This is a genomic window from Pseudomonas sp. C9D1, from assembly GCF_056491235.1.
In genome coordinates, this window is record NZ_JBSZIE010000002.1 from 3,439,002 (window position 1) to 3,456,761 (window position 17,760).

Genomic DNA, 17,760 nt, shown 5'->3' on the forward strand with positions numbered 1-17,760 from the left:
CTCGATGTCCCTCAGCCGCGTCACTGTCACCGCGGTGCGAAATCTGCACCCGGTGACACTCTCCCCCTCCCCCGCATCAACATCATCCACGGCGCCAACGGCAGCGGTAAAACCAGCGTGCTCGAGGCCATCTATCTCCTCGGCCTCGCCCGCTCCTTCCGAAGTGCCAAGCTGCAACCGGTCATTCAGTACGAGCAGCCTGCCTGCACGGTATTCGGTCAGGTCGAGTTGCTCGAAGGGCGTAGCAGCAGCCTGGGGATTTCACGCGATCGCCAAGGCGAGTTCCAGATCCGTATCGATGGGCAGAACGCACGCAGTGCTGCGCAGCTCGCCGAAACGCTGCCGCTGCAGGTAATCAACCCGGACAGTTTCCGTTTGCTCGAAGGCGCCCCGAAGATCAGGCGGCAGTTCCTCGATTGGGGAGTGTTCCACGTGGAACCTCGATTCCTGCCTGCTTGGCAGCGCCTGCAGAAGGCCCTGAGACAGCGGAACTCGTGGCTCCGGCATGGTACACTTGACGCCGTTTCGCAAGCGGCTTGGGACCGGGAACTGTGCTTGGCCAGCGATGAAATCGACGGTTATCGACGGGCCTATATTCAGGCCCTGAAGCCTGTTTTCGAACGCACCCTGGGTGAGTTGGTCGAACTCGATGCGCTCAGCCTGAGCTACTACCGAGGCTGGGATAAAGATCGCCAGCTTTCCGAAGTACTCGCCTCTTCCCTCCTCCGGGACCAGCAAATGGGACACACCCAAGCTGGCCCCCAACGAGCCGATTTGCGACTGCGCCTTGGAGCGCATAACGCGGCCGATATCCTTTCGCGTGGTCAGCAGAAGCTAGTCGTCTGTGCGCTACGAATTGCGCAGGGGCACCTGTTGAACCAGGCCAAGCACGGCCAATGTATCTATCTGGTGGACGACCTACCGTCTGAACTGGATGAGCAGCATCGGCGCGCACTGTGCCGCTTGCTGGACGATTTGGATTGCCAGGTGTTCATCACCTGTGTCGATCACGAACTAATGAGGGACGGCTGGCGAACGGATACGCCGGTAGCCATGTTCCACGTGGAACATGGTGGTATAGCCCAGACCTTTGATCATCGGAGTGAAGCATGAGCGAGAACAATACGTACGCTCTTCCAGCATTAAGGTGCTGAAGGGACTGGACGCCGTACGCAAGCGCCCCGGCATGTACATCGGCGATACCGATGATGGTACCGGTCTGCACCACATGGTGTTCGAGGTCGTCGATAACTCCATCGACGAAGCGCTGGCGGGCTATTGCTCCGAGATCAGCATCACCATCCACACCGATGAGTCCATCACCGTTCGCGACAACGGCCGTGGCATTCCGGTGGACATCCACAAGGAAGAAGGCGTCTCCGCTGCCGAAGTCATCATGACTGTGCTTCACGCCGGCGGTAAGTTCGACGACAACACCTACAAGGTTTCCGGCGGTCTGCACGGTGTGGGTGTGTCGGTGGTCAACGCCCTCTCCGAGGAACTGCGCCTGACCATTCGCCGCGCGGGCCAGGTCTGGGAACAGATCTACCACCACGGCGTGCCGCAGTTCCCCCTGCGCCCGGTCGGCGAGACCGATGGCACCGGCACCGAAGTGCACTTCAAGGCTTCCGGCCAGACCTTCAACAACATCCATTTCAGCTGGGACATCCTGGCCAAGCGCCTGCGTGAGCTCTCCTTCCTCAACTCCGGCGTGGGCATCGTCCTGCGTGACGAGCGATCCGGCAAGGAAGAGCTGTTCAAGTACGAGGGTGGCCTGAAGGCGTTCGTCGATTATCTGAACACCAACAAGACCGTGGTGAACCAGATTTTCCACTTCAACATGCAGCGCGAAGAAGACGGCGTGGGCGTGGAAGTGGCCCTGCAGTGGAACGACAGCTTCAACGAGCACATCCTCTGCTTCACCAACAACATTCCCCAGCGCGACGGCGGCACCCACCTTGCCGGCTTCCGCTCGGCGCTGACGCGTAACCTGAACAACTACATCGAGCAGGAAGGCCTGGCGAAGAAATTCAAAATCGCCACCACCGGTGACGATGCCCGTGAAGGCCTCACCGCCATCATCTCGGTCAAGGTTCCGGACCCGAAATTCAGCTCCCAGACCAAGGACAAGCTGGTCTCAAGCGAAGTCAAAACTGCGGTCGAGCAGGAGATGGGCAAGTACTTCGCCGACTTCCTGCTGGAGAACCCCAACGAAGCCAAGGCCGTCGTCGGCAAGATGATCGACGCCGCCCGTGCCCGTGAAGCCGCGCGCAAGGCCCGTGAGATGACCCGCCGTAAAGGCGCCCTGGACATCGCCGGCCTGCCCGGCAAGCTTGCCGACTGCCAGGAGAAGGACCCTGCCCTCTCCGAACTCTACATAGTGGAGGGTGACTCCGCTGGCGGTTCTGCCAAGCAGGGCCGTAACCGCAGGACCCAGGCGATCCTGCCGCTCAAGGGCAAGATCCTCAACGTCGAGAAGGCTCGCTTCGACAAGATGCTGTCGTCGCAGGAAGTCGGCACCCTGATCACCGCGCTCGGCTGCGGTATCGGGCGTGAGGAATACAACATCGACAAACTGCGTTATCACAACATCATCATCATGACCGACGCCGACGTCGACGGCTCGCACATCCGTACCCTGCTGCTGACCTTCTTCTTCCGCCAGATGCCCGAGCTGATCGAGCGCGGCTACATCTACATCGCCCAGCCGCCGCTCTACAAGGTGAAGCGTGGCAAGCAGGAGCAGTACATCAAGGACGACGAGGCCATGGATGAATACATGACCCAGTCGGCCCTGGAAGACGCCAGCGTGCACGTCAACGAGAGCGCCCCCGGCCTCTCCGGCGAAGCCCTGGAGCGCCTGGTGAACGAGTACCGTGCGGTGATGCGCACCCTCAAGCGTCTTTCGCGCCTGTACCCGCAGGAGCTCACCGAGCACATGGTCTACCTGCCCCGCGTCAGCGTGGAGCAGCTGGCCGACCAGGCCGCCATGCAGAGCTGGCTGGAAGGCTTCCAGGCGCGCCTGAGCGCGTCCGAGAAGTCCGGGCTGACCTACTCCGCCAGCCTGCGTGAAGACCGCGAGCGTCACCTCTGGCTGCCCGAGGTGGAGCAGGTCGCCCATGGCCTGTCCCACTACATCACCTTCAACCGCGACTTCTTCGCCAGCAACGACTACAAGCTGGTAACCGCCCTGGGCGACCAGCTGAACAACCTGCTGGAAGACGATGCCTTCGTGCAGCGTGGCGAGCGCCGCAAGGCCATCACCAGCTTCAAGGAAGCCCTGAGCTGGCTGATGACCGAAAGCACCAAGCGCCACACCATCCAGCGATACAAAGGGCTGGGTGAGATGAACCCGGAGCAGCTGTGGGAAACCACCATGGACCCGAACGTGCGCCGCATGCTCAAGGTCACCATCGAGGACGCCATCGGCGCGGACCAGATCTTCAACACCCTGATGGGTGATGCGGTCGAACCCCGCCGTGACTTCATCGAAAGCAATGCCCTGGCGGTATCCAACCTCGACGTTTGAGTCGAGGACGGATCGCAAGGAAAAGCCCCGGCATGCCGGGGCTTTTTATTGGAATGGAGAACACGATGAGTGACGAAGAAAAACGAGCGCCGAGCGACGAGGAAATCTCCGCCTACATGATGCGCCTGGTGCGTTCCGGAAGGGTCAAGGCGACGGTGCTGGTGGTGCAGACGGAGAAGGAATTTCCCACGGCGGGCAGGGATAGGATCATCCGCTGCTTCAACGCGCTGGACTCCAAGTACCTCAAGGGATAGCACCAACGGAAAGAAGCTTATGCACTTTTTTCCAGTTTTCCCCAGCCTGGCTGAAAGCCTCTCAGATCAAGGCCTCCAGCGCTTCCAATGGCACAAAGCCGGCATTTCATGCACAGCTTATCCACAGATTCAGGCTTGGCTGGAAATGGGCTCTTGCAGCGGCTGCTGCAGGCCTTCGATTTCGCGCTGGGTTTGCTCGACCCAGGCGTGGGCGCGGTCGTTGAGTTCGGCGATGGCGCGGGGGCCGCTGCCCTCGGCGAACATCAGCGGGCCGATGACCACCTGGATAGTGCCGGGGCGCTTGCTCCAGCCTTCCTTGGGCCAGAAGCTGCCCGCGTTGTGGGCGATGGGCAGCACCGGCATCCCGGCGTTCACCGCCAGCGCCGTGCCACCCCGGGAGAATTTGCCCATCTGCCCTACCGGCACGCGGGTGCCCTCGGGGAAGACCAGCACCCAGGCGCCCTGCTTGAGGCGTTCATCGCCTTGCTTGGCCAGTTGCTTGAGCGCCGCCTTGGGGTTGTTGCGGTCGATGGCGATGGGCTTGAGCAGCGCCATGGCCCAGCCGAAGAAGGGCACGAACAGCAGCTCGCGCTTCACCACCTGGCTCAGGGGCTCGAAGAAGCCGGAGAGGAAGAAGGTCTCCCAGGTGCTCTGGTGCTTGGCCAGGATCACGCAGGGCTCGGCGGGGATGTTGTCCAGCCCGTGCACTTCATAGCGCACACCGGCCACCGTCTTCGCCAGCCAGGTGGCGAAGCGGCACCAACGCCAGACGACGAAGCGGTAGCGGGCGCGGAACGGCAGGAAGGGGGCGATGAAGAAGCTCAGCGTGCCCCAGACGAAGGCGCTGGACGACAGCAGCAGGTAGAAGAAGAAGGTTCTGATTGCCTGCACTGTCGTCATGGTGTCCTTGGCCTTAGTTGAGAAGGTGCGCGGCGATGGCCGCCAGATCGTCGAATAAAAGCGTATTCCCGGGCAAACCCTTCGTCAGGGTGATCTCGCCCTTGCCGGTCCTAACCAGAACGGGCTGACAATCGACGGCCTGAGCCGCTTCCAGGTCACCACTGCTGTCGCCAACGAACCACACGCCGACCAGAGGTACGCCGTAGTGCGCGGCGATCTGCTTCAGCATGCCGGGTTTCGGTTTGCGGCAATCGCAGCCGTCATTCGGGCCGTGGGGGCAATGCACGATCAGCCCCACCTCCCCGCCCTGCTCCGCCACCAGCTCGCGCAGGCGCGCATGCATGGCATCGAGGGTTTCCAGGGGGTAGTAGCCGCGGGCGACGCCGGACTGGTTGGTGGCCACGGCCACGGTCCAGCCTGCGCGGGACAGCTGCGCGATGGCTTCGATCGAGCCCGGGATGGGGATCCATTCTTCAACGGACTTGATGTACGCGTCGGAGTCCTGATTGATGACACCGTCGCGATCGAGGATAAGTAATTTCATGGCTTCAGCTTGAAGCTAGAAGCCGGAAGCTGAAAGCGGAACCACTGCCGCTTCAGGCTTCCAGCTTCAGGCTCTCTTACCCCAATACCGAGATATCGGCGACGCCGAGGAACAGGCCGCGCAGCTTCGCCAGCAGGGCGTAGCGGTTGGCGCGGACGGCGGCGTCTTCGGCATTGACCAGCACTGCTTCGAAGAAGGCGTCGACCGGCTCGCGCAGGCTTGCCAGATGGGCCAGGGCCTCGCTGTAGCAGCGTGCGGCGGCCATGGGCTGTACCGCGCGCTCGGCGGCCGCTACGGCCTCGGCAAGGGCCTTCTCGGCGGCTTCCTGCAGCAGGGCTGCGTCGACGCTCTCAGGCACGGCGCTTTCGGCCTTGCCCAGCAGGTTGGAAACCCGCTTGTTGGCAGCGGCCAGGGCGGCAGCTTCCGGCAGCTTGCGGAAGGCCTGCACGGCCTGCACACGCTGGTCGAAGTCCAGGGCCGAGGTGGGCTGCAGTGCGCGCACCGAGAGGTACACGGCGACGTCCACGCCTTCGTCTTCATAGCGCGCGCGCAGGCGGTCGAAGATGAAGTCCTGCACCTGTGCGGACAAGCCTTCGGCCTTCACCTTGGCGCCGTACTGGGCGATGGCGAAGTCCACGGCGCCGGCGAGGTCCAGGTCGAGCTGCTTCTCGATGAGGATGCGCAGCACGCCCAAGGCCTGGCGACGCAAGGCGAAGGGGTCCTTGCTGCCGGTGGGCAGCATGCCGATGCCGAAGATCCCCACGAGGGTATCCAGCTTGTCGGCCACGGCCACGGCTGCACCGGTCAGGGTCTGCGGCAGTTCGGCACCGGCACCGCGCGGCATGTACTGCTCGTTCAGGGCCTGGGCGACGTCTTCCGCTTCACCGTCGTTCTTGGCGTAGTAGTAGCCGGCGATGCCTTGCATCTCCGGGAACTCGCCGACCATCTCGGTGGCCAGGTCGCACTTGGCGAGGATGCCGGCGCGGGCGGCTTTCACCGGGTCGGCGCCAACCTGCTCGGCGACGTAGGCGGCCAGGGAGGAAATGCGCTCGGCCTTCTCGAACACGGTGCCGAGCTGGGCCTGGAACACCACGTTCTTCAGGCGCTCGTTGAAGGTTTCCAGCTTCTGCTTCTTGTCCTGCTTGAAGAAGAACTCGGCGTCGGTCAGGCGCGGGCGCACTACTTTCTCGTTGCCCGAGACGATCTGCACCGGGTCCTTGCTCTCGACGTTGGCCACGGTGATGAAGCGCGGCAGCAGCTTGCCGTTGGCATCCAGCAGGCAGAAGTACTTCTGGTTGTCCTGCATGGTGGTGATCAGCGCTTCCTGCGGCACCTCGAGGAAGCGTTCCTCGAAGGAGCACACCAGCGGTACCGGCCACTCCACCAGCGCGGTGACTTCGTCCAGCAGGTCGGCGGGCACGACGGCACTGCCCTTCTGCTCGGCGGCCAGCTCGGCAACGCGGCGGGAGATGATCTCGCGGCGCTCGGCGAAGTCGGCCAGCACGTGGGCGGCGCGCAGGTCGTCCAGGTAGCTGGCGGGGCTGCCGATGCGGACGTGTTCAGGGTGGTGGAAGCGATGGCCACGGGTTTCGCGACCGGCCTTCTGGGCGAGGATCTCGCAGTCGACCACCTCGTCGCCGAAGAGCATCACCAGCCACTGGGTGGGGCGCACGAACTCTTCACGACGTGCCGCCCAGCGCATGCGCTTGGGAATCGGCAGGGCGGCCAGGGAGGCTTCGACGATACCGGCCAGCAGGCCGGCGGCGGCCTGGCCGGGGATGGTCTGGCTGAACTTCAGCTTGGGGCCGCTCTTGTCGATCTGCTCGAGGTCGACGCCGCACTTCTTGGCGAAGCCGAGGGCAGCCTGGGTCGGGTTGCCGGCGGCATCGAAGGCGGCCTGCAGCGGCGGGCCGTCGAGGTTGACGCTGCGGTCGGGCTGCTGGGTGGCCAGCTGCTCGATCTGCACCGCCAGGCGACGCGGGGCGGCGTAGACGCGGGCGGCGCCGTGGCTCAGGCCGGCGTTCTTGAGGCCGCCGAGGATGCCGGCGAGGAAGGCGTCACCGAGGGACTTGAGGGCCTTGGGTGGCAGCTCTTCGGTGCCCAGTTCGACGAGGAAATCTTGTGCACTCATTCTGCCGCCTCCAGCTTGGCCAGTACTTCGTCACGCAGTTCGGGGGTGGCCATGGGGAAGCCCAGGCGCGCGCGCGCCTGCAGGTAGCTCTGGGCCACGGCGCGGGCCAGGGTGCGCACACGCAGGATGTAACGCTGACGCTCGGTCACCGAGATGGCGCGGCGGGCATCCAGCAGGTTGAAGGTGTGGGAAGCCTTGAGCACCATCTCGTAGGTCGGCAGCGGCAGCTGCAGCTCGATCAGGCGGTTGGCTTCGCTCTCGTAGAAGTCGAACAGCTCGAACAGCTTCGGCACGTTGGCGTGCTCGAAGTTGAAGGTGGATTGCTCCACTTCGTTCTGGTGGAACACGTCGCCATAGGTGACCACGCCGAAGGGGCCGTCGGTCCACACCAGGTCATAGACCGAGTCCACGCCCTGCAGGTACATGGCCAGGCGTTCCAGGCCATAGGTGATCTCGCCGGTCACCGGGTAGCACTCGATGCCACCGACCTGCTGGAAGTAGGTGAACTGGGTGACTTCCATGCCGTTCAGCCAGATTTCCCAGCCCAGGCCCCAGGCGCCGAGGGTGGGGGATTCCCAGTTGTCCTCGACGAAGCGGATGTCGTGCACCAGCGGATCGATGCCGATGCGCTTGAGCGAACCCAGGTACAGCTCCTGGAAGTTCTCCGGGTTGGGCTTGAGGACCACCTGGAACTGGTAGTAGTGCTGCAGGCGGTTGGGGTTCTCGCCGTAGCGGCCGTCAGTGGGGCGACGGCTGGGCTGCACATAGGCAGCGTTCCAGGTTTCCGGGCCGATGGCCCGCAGGAAGGTAGCGGTGTGGAAGGTGCCGGCGCCAACTTCCATATCGTAGGGCTGCAGCACCACGCAACCCTGCTCCGCCCAGTACTGCTGGAGGACGAGGATCAGGTCTTGGAAGGTGCGCACGGCAGGCGTAGTCTGGCTCACGAAATTTACCTGTGCTGAGGCTGCGACAAAGCCGGGGAGTATACCCGATCGACTCCCGCCGAACCCAGCAGCCACAGGCGTCTCGCTGATTTCCCCGGAGGCGGCCCGCCTCTCCTTCCGGCCGTCGGTTTGCGGCTCTCGCACTACTGGTTTTTTATACAGTCTGGTGCGTATAGTGCGCCTTTCCCCGTTCCAGGAAGGACCCCCATGCCCCGCTGCTTCTGGTGCAACGACGACCCGCTCTACATCGACTACCACGACACTGAATGGGGCGTGCCCCAGCGTGACCCACAGGGGCTCTTCGAGATGCTGCTGCTGGAAGGCTTCCAGGCCGGGCTGTCGTGGATCACCGTGCTGAGGAAGCGCGAGCGCTACCGCGAGGTGATGTTCGGCTTCGACGCCCAGCGCCTGGCGCGCATGAGCGACGAGGAGATCGAGGAACGCATGCAGGACCCGGGCATCATCCGCAACCTCGCCAAGCTAAAGGCCGCGCGGCAGAACGCCCAGGCCTGGCTGCGCCTGGAAGACCCGGTGAAGCTGCTCTGGTCCTTCGTCGGCGGGGTGCCGCGCATCAATCACTTCGTCGGGCGTGGCGAGGTGCCGGCGGTCACGCCCGAGGCCGAAGCCATGAGCAAGGCGCTGAAGAAGGCCGGCTTCACCTTCGTCGGCCCGACCATCTGCTATGCCTTCATGCAGGCCTGCGGCATGGTCATGGACCACACCACCGACTGCGATCGCTACCTGGCGCTGAAGGGCTGAAGTCTCCGCCGAGACCAATTGGTCATCGACGCTGGCGCGCGGCTGGTTAGAATACGCGCCTCGTCGATTGCTGGAGTTGCCCGTGGAGAAGTTCAAAGGCGCGCTGGTCGTGGGGTTCCTGCGGCTCTTCGCTCTCCTGCCCTGGGGCGTGGTCCAGCGCCTGGGCGCCGCCATCGGCTGGCTGATGTGGCGCCTGCCCAACCGCTCGCGCGAGGTGGTGCGCATCAACCTGTCCAAGTGCTTCCCCGAGCTGAACGCGGCCGAACTGGACGAGCGCACACGCCTGAGCCTGATGGACATCGGCCGCACCCTGACCGAGAGCGCCTGTGCCTGGATCTGGCCGGCGCAGAAATCCATCGGCCTGGTGCGCGAGGTGGAGGGCCTGGACGTGCTGCGCGAGGCGCTGGCCAGCGGCAAGGGCGTGGTGGGCATCACCAGCCACCTGGGCAACTGGGAAGTGCTCAACCACTTCTATTGCGACCAGTGCAAACCGATCATCTTCTACCGCCCGCCGAAGCTGAAGGCGGTGGACGAGCTGCTGCGCAAGCAGCGCGTGCAGCTGGGCAACCGTGTGGCCCCTTCCACCCGTGAAGGCATCCTCAGTGTCATCAAGGAAGTGCGCAAGGGCGGTGCCGTGGGCATTCCGGCCGACCCCGAGCCGAGCCTTTCCAGCGGCCTGTTCGTGCCCTTCCTGGGCACCACCGCGCTGACCAGCAAGTTCGTCCACGGCATGCTTTCCGGCGGCAAGGCCCGCGGGGTGTTCCTGCATGCGCTGCGCCTGCCCGATGGCTCCGGCTTCAAGGTGATCCTCGAGGCCGCGCCCGAGGCCATGTACAGCGAGGACGTCGAGACCTCGGTCGCCGCCATGAGCGCTGTGGTCGAGCGCTACGTGCGCACCTACCCGACCCAGTACATGTGGAGCATGAAGCGCTTCAAGAAGCGCCCCGAAGGGGAGAAACGCTGGTATTGAGGCGCCTTATGGCGCCTTTTTTCCGTCGCCGCTGTGATTTAGGCTATTAACGGCACACCAAGGCTGAGGATGGCGAACAGACGATGTCGAACCAGCGGCAGTACCCGCGCACTCCGATGAAGTGCCGGATCAAGATCAGTCACGAAAGCTTCGGCGAAATACTCGCCCAGACCCGCGACCTCTCCGATGGTGGTGTCTACGTGCGCCACCCCGATCTCGTCGCCCTGCCCCTGGGCACCATCGTCACCGGCCAGGTCCAGGACCTGCCCTTCGAGGCGCCGGTCTTGCAGATGGAGATCATGCGCGCGGATGTCGAAGGCGTCGGCCTGCGCTTCATCGATCGCTGACTCAGCCGTCGCCCTCGGCGCCCATCAGCACCAGGGATTCGCAGCCTTCACGGCGACAACCCCAGCGGTATTCCTCCCGAGTCGGCCCGTCACCGCGCCAGGTGGTGGCCGTGGCCGCCGCGTTGATGCGGAAGTTCCACACCTGGCCACGCCCGTCATGCACCCGGCCCTCGATGCTGCAGGGCAGCCAGGCGAACTGGTGATGCAGGACCACGCCATCGAGCAGCTCGCCAAGGGTGAAGAAACGCTCGACCTGGGCCTTCGACATCGACCAGCCCGCGCAGGCTTCGGCCGTGGCCCTGTCGGTGTTGGTCACGCCTTCGAACAGCGGGCGCGAGGCTTCGAGCAGGGTGTAGGGCCCATTGGGCTCGGCGGCGCCAGCCGGCAGCGCCAGGGTCGTGGCCAGTGCGCAGAGGACGAGGCGGCTCATGGCGGCGCTCAACGGGGCGCTGCCTGGCGGTCGAGACGCTTGAGGAACACCGTCATCTCCTTCTCCGCCTGCTTGTCGCCCTGGGCCTGGGCCGCTTGCAGTCCCTGGGTCCAGGCCTGACGTGCCGCCTCGTCGTCCCCTGCCTGTTGCAGGGCCTTGCCGAGCAGCTTCCAGGCCGCCGAGTACTTGGCGTCGAAGGCCACGCAGGCCTTCAGGTGCTCGGCGGCCCGGGCAGCGTCACCCTGGTCGAGGTAGCCCTTGCCGAGGCCGAAGCGCAGCAGCGAATTGTCGTTGCCCTTGGCGAGCATCCTCTCCAGTCCTTCGAGCATTTCCCCTCCTTCCCTTGTTCGTGCGGCTTGCCGTGCGCCTTTAGAAGAACGTCAGCCCGACCTGAAACAGGCGCTCGGCATCACGGATGTACTTCTTGTCGACGAGGAACAGGATCACGTGGTCGCCGGACTCGATCACCGTGTCGTCGTGGGCGATCAGCACCTCGTCGTTGCGGATGATGGCGCCGATGGTGGTGCCCGGCGGCAGGGCGATGTCCTCGATCATTCGGCCCACCACCTTGCTCGACTTGGCGTCGCCGTGGGCGATGGCCTCGATGGCTTCCGCCGCACCCCGGCGCAGGGAGTGCACGCTGACGATGTCGCCGCGGCGCACGTGGGTCAGCAGGGTGCCGATGGTGGCCAGCTGCGGGCTGATGGCGATGTCGATATCGCCGCCCTGCACCAGGTCGACGTAGGCGGGGTTGTTGATGATGGTCATCACCTTGCGCGCGCCCAGGCGCTTGGCCAGCAGCGAGGACATGATGTTGGCCTCGTCGTCGTTGGTCAGCGCCAGGAAGATGTCGGCATCGTTGATGTTTTCTTCCACCAGCAGGTCGCGGTCGGAGGCGCTGCCCTGCAGCACCACGGTGCTGTCGAGGGTGTCGGAGAGGTAGCGGCAGCGGGCCGGGTTCATCTCGATGATCTTCACCTGGTAGCGGCTCTCGATGGCCTCCGCCAGGCGCTCGCCGATGTGGCCGCCACCGGCGATGACCACCCGCTTGTAGCTGTCCTCGAGGCGGCGCATCTCGCTCATCACGGCGCGGATGTGCGCCTTGGCGGCGATGAAGAAGACCTCGTCGTCGGCCTCGATCACCGTATCGCCCTGGGGCGTGATCGGCCGGTTGCGGCGGAAGATCGCGGCAACGCGGGTGTCGACGTTGGGCATGTGCTGGCGCAACTGGCGCAGCTCCTGGCCTACCAGCGGGCCGCCGTAGTAGGCCTTGACGCCCACCAGCTGGGCCTTGCCCTCGGCGAAGTCGATCACCTGCAGCGCGCCGGGGTATTCGATCAGGCGCTTGATGTAGTTGGTCACCACCTGCTCGGGGCTGATCAGCACGTCCACCGGAATGGCTTCGTTGTCGAACAGGCCGGCGCGGGTCAGGTAGGCCGCTTCGCGCACGCGGGCGATCTTGGTCGGGGTATGGAACAGGGTGTAGGCGACCTGGCAGGCCACCATGTTCACCTCGTCGCTGTTGGTCACTGCCACCAGCATATCGGCGTCGTCCGCACCGGCCTGGCGCAGCACGGTGGGGAAGGAGCCGCGCCCCTGCACGGTGCGGATGTCGAGGCGGTCGCCGAGGTCGCGCAGGCGCTCAGCGTCGGTGTCCACCACCGTGATGTCGTTGGCTTCGCCGGAGAGGTGCTCGGCGAGGGTGCCGCCGACCTGTCCCGCACCGAGGATGATGATCTTCACTGATCGCTCCGTTAGCCGCGCGGTGAGGCGGCGATCTTTATCAGCTTGGCATAGTAGAAGCCGTCGTGGCCGTCTTCCTGGGCCAGCAGTTGGCGCCCGTGGGGCTGCTTGAGGCCGAAGCTGCCGGCGATGTCCAGTTCGCGCGCGCCAGGGGTGCGGGCGAGGAAGGTGGCGATGTTATCGCTGTTTTCCATCGGCAGCGTGGAGCAGGTGGCGTACACGAGCACGCCACCCACTTCGAGTGTGGGCCACAGGGCGTCGAGCAACTCGCCCTGCAGCTGCGCCAGGGCGGGGATGTCCTCGGCCTGGCGGGTCAGCTTGATGTCGGGGTGGCGGCGGATCACGCCGGTGGCCGAGCAGGGCGCGTCCAGGAGGATGCGCTGGAACGGCTTGCCGTCCCACCAGGCAGCGGTATCGCGACCATCGGCAGCGATCAGCGTGGCGTGCAGGCCGAGGCGCTGGAGGTTTTCGCGCACCCGTACCAGGCGGCTCTCTTCCAGGTCCACGGCCACCACGTCGGCCAGGCCGGGCTCGGCCTCCAGCAGGTGACAGGTCTTGCCGCCAGGGGCGCAGCAGGCGTCGAGCACGCGCTGGCCGGGGGCGAGTTCGAGCAGGTCGGCGGCCAGCTGCGCGGCTTCGTCCTGCACGCTGACGCGGCCGTCGGCGAAGCCGGGCAGGGTCTTCACGTCACGGGCTTCGAGCAGGCGGATGCCGTCGCGGCTGAACGCGCAGGGCTCGGCCTCGATGCCGGCCTGGCGCAGTTCGGCGAGGTAGGCGTCGCGCTCGCCGTGACGGCGGTTGACCCGCAGGATCAGCGGCGGGTGCGCGTTGTTGGCGGCGCAGATCGCTTCCCAGTGTTCGGGCCAGGCCGCCTTGAGCGCCTTCTGCAGCCAGCGTGGGTGGGCGGTGCGCACCATGGGGTCGCGCTCCAGCTCGGCGAAGATCGCCTCGCCGTCACGTTGGGCATTACGCAGCACGGCATTGAGCAGGCCCTTGGCCCAGGGCTTCTTCAGCTTCTCGGCGGCACCCACGGTTTCACCGATGGCCGCGTGGGCGGGGATGCGGCTGTAGAAGAGTTGATAAAGGCCGACCAGCAGCAACGCCTCCACATCCTTGTCGGCGCTCTTGAACGGCTTCTGCAGCAGGCGTTCGGCCAGGGCCGAGAGGCGGGGCTGCCAGCGGGCGGCACCGAAGGCGAGGTCCTGGGCGAGGCCGCGGTCGCGCGGGTCGACCCTGTCCAGCTGTGCGGGCAGGCTGCCGCCCAGCGAGGCCTTGCCGGAGAGGACGGCGGTCAGCGCGCGGGCGGCGGCGAGACGCGGATTCATGCGCCGAGCACCAGGCCGGCGGCGAACTGCTCGCGGCGGCTGTTTAACAGGTCGGCGAAACTCAGTGGCTTGCCGCCGGGCAGTTGCAGGCGGGTCAAGCGCAGGGCACCACTGCCGCAGGCCACTGTCAGGCCGTCCTTGCTGGCGGCGAGGATCTGCCCCGGCTGGCCCTGGCCTTCGCCGAGCTGGGCCGCCAGTACCTTCAGCGGCTCGCCGCCGAGGGTGCTGTGGCAGATGGGCCAGGGGTTGAAGGCGCGCACCAGGCGCTCCAGCTCATCGGCCGGGCGGCTCCAGTCGATACGGGCTTCGTCCTTGTTCAGCTTGTGTGCGTAGGTGGCCAGGGCATCGTCCTGCACCTCGCCCACCAGGGTGCCGGCGGCGAGTTGCCCGATGGCCTGCACCACGGCTTGCGGGCCGAGGGCGGCGAGGCGGTCGTGGAGGCTGCCGCCGGTGTCGTCGGCGGTGATCGGGGTGACGACCTTGAGCAGCATCGGCCCGGTGTCCAGGCCCGCTTCCATCTGCATCACGGTGACGCCGCTCTCGGCATCGCCGGCCTGCACCGCACGCTGGATCGGCGCGGCGCCACGCCAGCGCGGCAGCAGCGAGGCATGGCTGTTGATGCAGCCGAGGCGCGGGGTGTCGAGCACCACCTGGGGCAGGATCAGGCCGTAGGCGACCACCACCATCAGGTCGGCACCGAGGGCCTTGAGCTCGGCCTGGGCATCGGCGTCACGCAGGGTAGGCGGCTGCATCACGGGGATGCCGTGCTGCAGGGCGAGTTGCTTGACCGGGCTCGGCATCAGCTTCTGGCCACGGCCCGCCGGGCGATCCGGCTGGGTGTAGACAGCGACGATGCTGTGCGGCGTGTCGAGCAGGGCCTTGAGGTGCTCGGCGGCGAACTCCGGGGTGCCGGCGAAGACGAGGCGCAGTGCTTGGGTCATGCGGGGCTCACTTGGTCACTCTGAAAAAGAAAAAGGCTTGCCGGAGCAAGCCTTTGGGGTTCGGCGATCAAGCCTGCTGGCGGTGCTGCTTTTCCAGCTTCTTCTTGATCCGGTCACGCTTGAGCGTCGACAGGTAATCGACGAACAGCTTGCCGTTGAGGTGGTCGCACTCGTGCTGGATGCACACCGCGAGCAGCCCTTCGGCGATCAGCTCGTAGGGCTTGCCGTCGCGGTCCAGGGCCTTGATGCGCACCTTCTGCGGGCGGTCGACGTTCTCGTAGAAGCCCGGCACCGACAGGCAGCCTTCCTGGTACTGGTCCATCTCGTCGGTCAGGGATTCGAACTCGGGGTTGATGAAGACCATGGGCTCGGACTTGTCTTCGGACAGGTCCATCACCACCACGCGCTTGTGCACGTTGACCTGGGTCGCGGCGAGGCCGATACCCGGTGCGTCGTACATGGTTTCGAACATGTCGTCGATCAACTGGCGCACAGCGTCGTCCACCACGTCCACCGGTTTGGCGATGGTACGCAGGCGTGGATCGGGAAATTCGAGGATGTTCAGGATCGCCATATGCGTTTGTGATGCACTTGTAGAATAAAGTCAAAATCCGCTGCTAAGATGATGAGCAGCATTGAAAAACGCCTGCAAAGCCCGGTTGGGGCGGCTTTCAGGCCGTTTCGCGTGAACGCACATAATAAAGGGATTCACCGCATGAGGAAATCACTACTCGCCCTGCTGCTCCTTGCTGCCAGTGGGCTGGCACAGGCTGCGGTGGAACTCAAGGAAGGCCACCCGGAGCACTACACGGTAGTGCGTGGGGATACCCTCTGGGATATCTCGGGCAAGTTCCTGCGCGAACCCTGGAAGTGGCCGGAAATCTGGCACGCCAACCCGCAGATCGAGAACCCGCACCTGATCTACCCGGGCGACAGCCTGAGCCTCGTCTATGTCGATGGCCAGCCTCGCCTGATGCTGGATCGCGGCGCATCCCGCGGCACCATCAAGCTGTCGCCCCAGGTGCGCAGCACGCCGATGGCCGAAGCCATTCCGACCATCCCGCTGGAAGCCATCAACAGTTTCCTGCTGAGCAACCGCATCGTCGACACGCCCGACCAGTTCAACGGCGCGCCCTATATCGTCGCCGGCAACGCCGAGCGTGTGGTCAGCGGCGCGGGTGATCGCGTCTATGCACGCGGCAGCTTCGACGAGCAGAACCCCACCTACGGCATCTTCCGTCAGGGCAAGACCTACATCGATCCCGAGACCAAGGAATTCCTCGGCATCAACGCCGACGACATCGGTGGCGGTGACTTGGTGGCCCAGGAAGGCGACGTGGCGACCATGACCCTCACCCGTTCGACCCAGGAAGTCCGCCTGGGTGATCGCCTGTTCCCGACCGAACAGCGCTCGGTGAACTCCACCTTCATGCCCAGTGCTCCGAGCACCGACATCAAGGGTGTGATCCTCGACGTGCCCCGTGGCGTGAACCAGATCGGCCAGTTCGATGTGGTGACCATCAACAAGGGCAAGCGCGACGGCCTGGTGGAAGGCAACGTACTGGCGGTCTACAAGACCGGCGAGATCGTGCGTGACCGCGTCACCGGCGAGTCGGTGAAGATCCCCGATGAGCGTGCCGGCCTGCTGATGGTGTTCCGCACCTACGACAAGCTCAGCTACGGCCTGATCCTGGCGGCCAGCCGACAGCTGGCGGTGATGGACAAGGTGCACAATCCCTAAGCAAACCAAGCCCCCGTCCTACGGGGGCTTGTTGTATACAGGGTGGCCAGCCGCCCTGCGCGGCGATGGTCAAGGACGATCCCCGTGCCGCCCGCCTCCCCGCTGAAATCGAAGCCCGCCTGCGTCTTCACAGTCTTCCCGAACTCGGCCCCCAGCGTTTCCGCATCCTGATCGACGCCTTCGGCAGTGCCTCCGCTGCCCTCAGTGCCCCGGCCGCTGCCTGGCGCTCGCTGCGCCTGCCCGAGGCCTGCGCCGGCCCCCGCCGCAGTGAAGAGGTGCGCAACTGCGCCGCCCGGTCACTGGCCTGGCTGGAACAGGAAGGCAACCACCTGCTGATGTGGGACGACCCCCACTACCCCGCCCTGCTCGCCCAGCTCAACGATGCCCCGCCGCTGCTGTTCGTGCGCGGTGACCCTGCCCTGCTCGAACGCCCGCAGCTGGCCATGGTCGGCAGCCGCCGTGCCTCCCGTGCCGGGCTGGATACCGCCCACGCCTTCGCCCGCAGCCTGGCCGCCGGGGGCTTCTGCATCACCAGCGGCCTGGCCCTGGGCATCGACGGTGCCGCCCACCGGGGCGCGCTGGATGCCGGTGGGCACACGGTCGCCGTGCTCGGCACCGGGCTGGAGCGCATCTACCCGAGCCGGCACCAGGCGCTCGCGACGGCGATAGTCGAAAGCGGCGGGGCGCTGGTTTCCGAACTGCCGCTGGACTGCGCGCCCCAGGCCAGCAACTTCCCCCGGCGCAACCGCATCATCAGCGGGCTCTCGCTGGGCGTGCTGGTGGTGGAGGCGAGCCCGTCCAGCGGCTCGCTGATCACCGCGCGCCTGGCTGTCGAGCAGGGCCGTGAGGTCTACGCCATCCCCGGCTCCATCCACCATCCCGGTGCGCGCGGTTGCCACCAGTTGATCCGCGACGGCGCCGTGCTGGTGGAGACGGTCGGGCATGTGCTCGAAGCCCTGCGTGGCTGGCAGGTGGTCGCGCCGGAACCCCGTGCTGCGCTGCTGGACCACCCACTGCTCGACCTGCTGCGTGCCGCGCCCTACAGCAGCGAAGCCCTGGCCAGCGCCAGTGGCTGGGAGCTGCCCCGGGTGCTGGCCGCGCTCACCGACCTCGAACTCGACGGCTGCATCGCCCGTGAGGCGGGGCTCTGGGTGCACCGTCGTGGTTGAGGCCTGTACACTCGCGCCATCGTTTTTCGGGAG

The 17,760-nt window shown here is 65.5% G+C and carries 16 protein-coding genes and 2 pseudogenes; 8 read left to right on the forward strand and 10 right to left on the reverse strand.

Features of this window, described 5'->3' with window-relative positions; genetic code table 11:
* Positions 1-4: 4 nt before the first annotated feature.
* The 3 genes and pseudogenes from recF (at position 5) to ACXI0U_RS23690 (ending at position 3,783) form a co-directional block, all read left to right on the forward strand.
* Positions 5-1,113 (forward strand): annotated as a pseudogene (gene recF / locus ACXI0U_RS23680) (DNA replication/repair protein RecF).
* Positions 1,110-3,529, forward strand: a pseudogene (gene gyrB, locus ACXI0U_RS23685) (DNA topoisomerase (ATP-hydrolyzing) subunit B). The pseudogenes recF and gyrB overlap by 4 nt, the downstream one beginning before the upstream one ends.
* A gap of 65 nt (positions 3,530-3,594) precedes the next feature.
* Positions 3,595-3,783 carry a hypothetical protein gene (locus ACXI0U_RS23690; protein WP_031287881.1) on the forward strand — a complete coding sequence of 63 codons (189 nt, stop codon included), beginning with the start codon at positions 3,595-3,597 and terminating at the stop codon, positions 3,781-3,783.
* A gap of 129 nt (positions 3,784-3,912) precedes the next feature.
* Here ACXI0U_RS23690 and ACXI0U_RS23695 read toward each other — a convergent pair whose 3' ends face one another.
* The 4 genes from ACXI0U_RS23695 to glyQ all read right to left on the reverse strand — a co-directional run bounded on the left by ACXI0U_RS23695 (position 3,913) and on the right by glyQ (position 8,302).
* The gene (locus ACXI0U_RS23695; protein WP_031287880.1) at positions 3,913-4,683 is read right to left on the reverse strand and encodes a lysophospholipid acyltransferase family protein; all 771 of its coding nucleotides are present in this window, start codon (positions 4,681-4,683) and stop codon (positions 3,913-3,915) included.
* A 13-nt stretch (positions 4,684-4,696) separates the two neighbouring features.
* Complete coding sequence (gene gmhB / locus ACXI0U_RS23700) at positions 4,697-5,227, reverse strand: D-glycero-beta-D-manno-heptose 1,7-bisphosphate 7-phosphatase (protein ID WP_431483032.1); 531 nt, start codon at positions 5,225-5,227, stop codon at positions 4,697-4,699.
* A gap of 76 nt (positions 5,228-5,303) precedes the next feature.
* Positions 5,304-7,358 (reverse strand): glycine--tRNA ligase subunit beta, encoded by a 2,055-nt coding sequence (gene glyS / locus ACXI0U_RS23705; RefSeq protein ID WP_431483033.1) that lies wholly within the window; start codon positions 7,356-7,358, stop codon positions 5,304-5,306.
* Positions 7,355-8,302 carry a glycine--tRNA ligase subunit alpha gene (gene glyQ / locus ACXI0U_RS23710; protein WP_031287876.1) on the reverse strand — a complete coding sequence of 316 codons (948 nt, stop codon included), beginning with the start codon at positions 8,300-8,302 and terminating at the stop codon, positions 7,355-7,357. The genes glyS and glyQ overlap by 4 nt, the downstream gene beginning before the upstream one ends.
* A gap of 207 nt (positions 8,303-8,509) precedes the next feature.
* On the opposite strand from glyQ, the gene ACXI0U_RS23715 reads away from it, so the two are divergent.
* From ACXI0U_RS23715 to ACXI0U_RS23725, 3 genes are all read left to right on the forward strand, one after another.
* Positions 8,510-9,061 (forward strand): DNA-3-methyladenine glycosylase I, encoded by a 552-nt coding sequence (locus ACXI0U_RS23715; RefSeq protein ID WP_374979433.1) that lies wholly within the window; start codon positions 8,510-8,512, stop codon positions 9,059-9,061.
* Between the two features lie 82 nt (positions 9,062-9,143).
* Entirely contained in the window at positions 9,144-10,031 is an 888-nt protein-coding gene (locus tag ACXI0U_RS23720) for a lysophospholipid acyltransferase (protein ID WP_431483034.1), read from the forward strand.
* 83 nt (positions 10,032-10,114) lie between these two features.
* Positions 10,115-10,378: a PilZ domain-containing protein gene (locus tag ACXI0U_RS23725; RefSeq protein ID WP_021219938.1), complete on the forward strand. Its 264-nt coding sequence runs from the start codon at positions 10,115-10,117 to the stop codon at positions 10,376-10,378.
* A gap of 1 nt (position 10,379) precedes the next feature.
* On the opposite strand, the gene ACXI0U_RS23730 is transcribed toward ACXI0U_RS23725, so the two are convergent.
* The 6 genes from ACXI0U_RS23730 to def all read right to left on the reverse strand — a co-directional run bounded on the left by ACXI0U_RS23730 (position 10,380) and on the right by def (position 15,391).
* Positions 10,380-10,808 (reverse strand): hypothetical protein, encoded by a 429-nt coding sequence (locus ACXI0U_RS23730; RefSeq protein WP_021219937.1) that lies wholly within the window; start codon positions 10,806-10,808, stop codon positions 10,380-10,382.
* An 8-nt stretch (positions 10,809-10,816) separates the two neighbouring features.
* Complete coding sequence (locus ACXI0U_RS23735; RefSeq protein ID WP_431483035.1) at positions 10,817-11,137, reverse strand: tetratricopeptide repeat protein; 321 nt, start codon at positions 11,135-11,137, stop codon at positions 10,817-10,819.
* A gap of 40 nt (positions 11,138-11,177) precedes the next feature.
* A complete protein-coding gene (gene trkA / locus ACXI0U_RS23740) occupies positions 11,178-12,551 on the reverse strand; it encodes a Trk system potassium transporter TrkA (RefSeq protein WP_043241845.1) in 1,374 nt (457 codons plus the stop codon).
* Between the two features lie 11 nt (positions 12,552-12,562).
* On the reverse strand, positions 12,563-13,876 hold the full coding sequence (rsmB, locus tag ACXI0U_RS23745; protein ID WP_374979434.1) for a 16S rRNA (cytosine(967)-C(5))-methyltransferase RsmB: 1,314 nt from the start codon (positions 13,874-13,876) through the stop codon (positions 12,563-12,565).
* Entirely contained in the window at positions 13,873-14,817 is a 945-nt protein-coding gene (gene fmt, locus ACXI0U_RS23750; RefSeq protein ID WP_374979435.1) for a methionyl-tRNA formyltransferase, read from the reverse strand. The genes rsmB and fmt overlap by 4 nt, the downstream gene beginning before the upstream one ends.
* 67 nt (positions 14,818-14,884) lie before the next feature.
* Positions 14,885-15,391: a peptide deformylase gene (gene def, locus ACXI0U_RS23755; protein WP_043241851.1), complete on the reverse strand. Its 507-nt coding sequence runs from the start codon at positions 15,389-15,391 to the stop codon at positions 14,885-14,887.
* A 141-nt stretch (positions 15,392-15,532) separates the two neighbouring features.
* Between def and ACXI0U_RS23760 the strand changes: the two genes are divergently transcribed.
* Together ACXI0U_RS23760 and dprA are read left to right on the forward strand one after the other, a co-directional pair.
* Entirely contained in the window at positions 15,533-16,558 is a 1,026-nt protein-coding gene (locus ACXI0U_RS23760) for a LysM peptidoglycan-binding domain-containing protein (RefSeq protein WP_265170160.1), read from the forward strand.
* A gap of 65 nt (positions 16,559-16,623) precedes the next feature.
* Entirely contained in the window at positions 16,624-17,727 is a 1,104-nt protein-coding gene (dprA, locus tag ACXI0U_RS23765) for a DNA-processing protein DprA (protein ID WP_479550896.1), read from the forward strand.
* Positions 17,728-17,760: the final 33 nt, after the last annotated feature.

Bases quoted from the DNA above. Each gene is read 5' to 3' on its own strand.
- ACXI0U_RS23715 (WP_374979433.1), top strand. From the start codon at position 8,510: ATGCCCCGCTGCTTCTGGTGCAACGACGACCCGCTCTACATCGACTAC.
- def (WP_043241851.1), bottom strand. From the start codon at position 15,391: ATGGCGATCCTGAACATCCTCGAATTTCCCGATCCACGCCTGCGTACC.
- ACXI0U_RS23690 (WP_031287881.1), top strand. From the start codon at position 3,595: ATGAGTGACGAAGAAAAACGAGCGCCGAGCGACGAGGAAATCTCCGCC.
- ACXI0U_RS23725 (WP_021219938.1), top strand. From the start codon at position 10,115: ATGTCGAACCAGCGGCAGTACCCGCGCACTCCGATGAAGTGCCGGATC.
- ACXI0U_RS23735 (WP_431483035.1), bottom strand. From the start codon at position 11,137: ATGCTCGAAGGACTGGAGAGGATGCTCGCCAAGGGCAACGACAATTCG.
- ACXI0U_RS23730 (WP_021219937.1), bottom strand. From the start codon at position 10,808: ATGAGCCGCCTCGTCCTCTGCGCACTGGCCACGACCCTGGCGCTGCCG.
- ACXI0U_RS23695 (WP_031287880.1), bottom strand. From the start codon at position 4,683: ATGACGACAGTGCAGGCAATCAGAACCTTCTTCTTCTACCTGCTGCTG.
- glyS (WP_431483033.1), bottom strand. From the start codon at position 7,358: ATGAGTGCACAAGATTTCCTCGTCGAACTGGGCACCGAAGAGCTGCCA.
- dprA (WP_479550896.1), top strand. From the start codon at position 16,624: ATGGTCAAGGACGATCCCCGTGCCGCCCGCCTCCCCGCTGAAATCGAA.
- gmhB (WP_431483032.1), bottom strand. From the start codon at position 5,227: ATGAAATTACTTATCCTCGATCGCGACGGTGTCATCAATCAGGACTCC.
- rsmB (WP_374979434.1), bottom strand. From the start codon at position 13,876: ATGAATCCGCGTCTCGCCGCCGCCCGCGCGCTGACCGCCGTCCTCTCC.
- fmt (WP_374979435.1), bottom strand. From the start codon at position 14,817: ATGACCCAAGCACTGCGCCTCGTCTTCGCCGGCACCCCGGAGTTCGCC.
- ACXI0U_RS23760 (WP_265170160.1), top strand. From the start codon at position 15,533: ATGAGGAAATCACTACTCGCCCTGCTGCTCCTTGCTGCCAGTGGGCTG.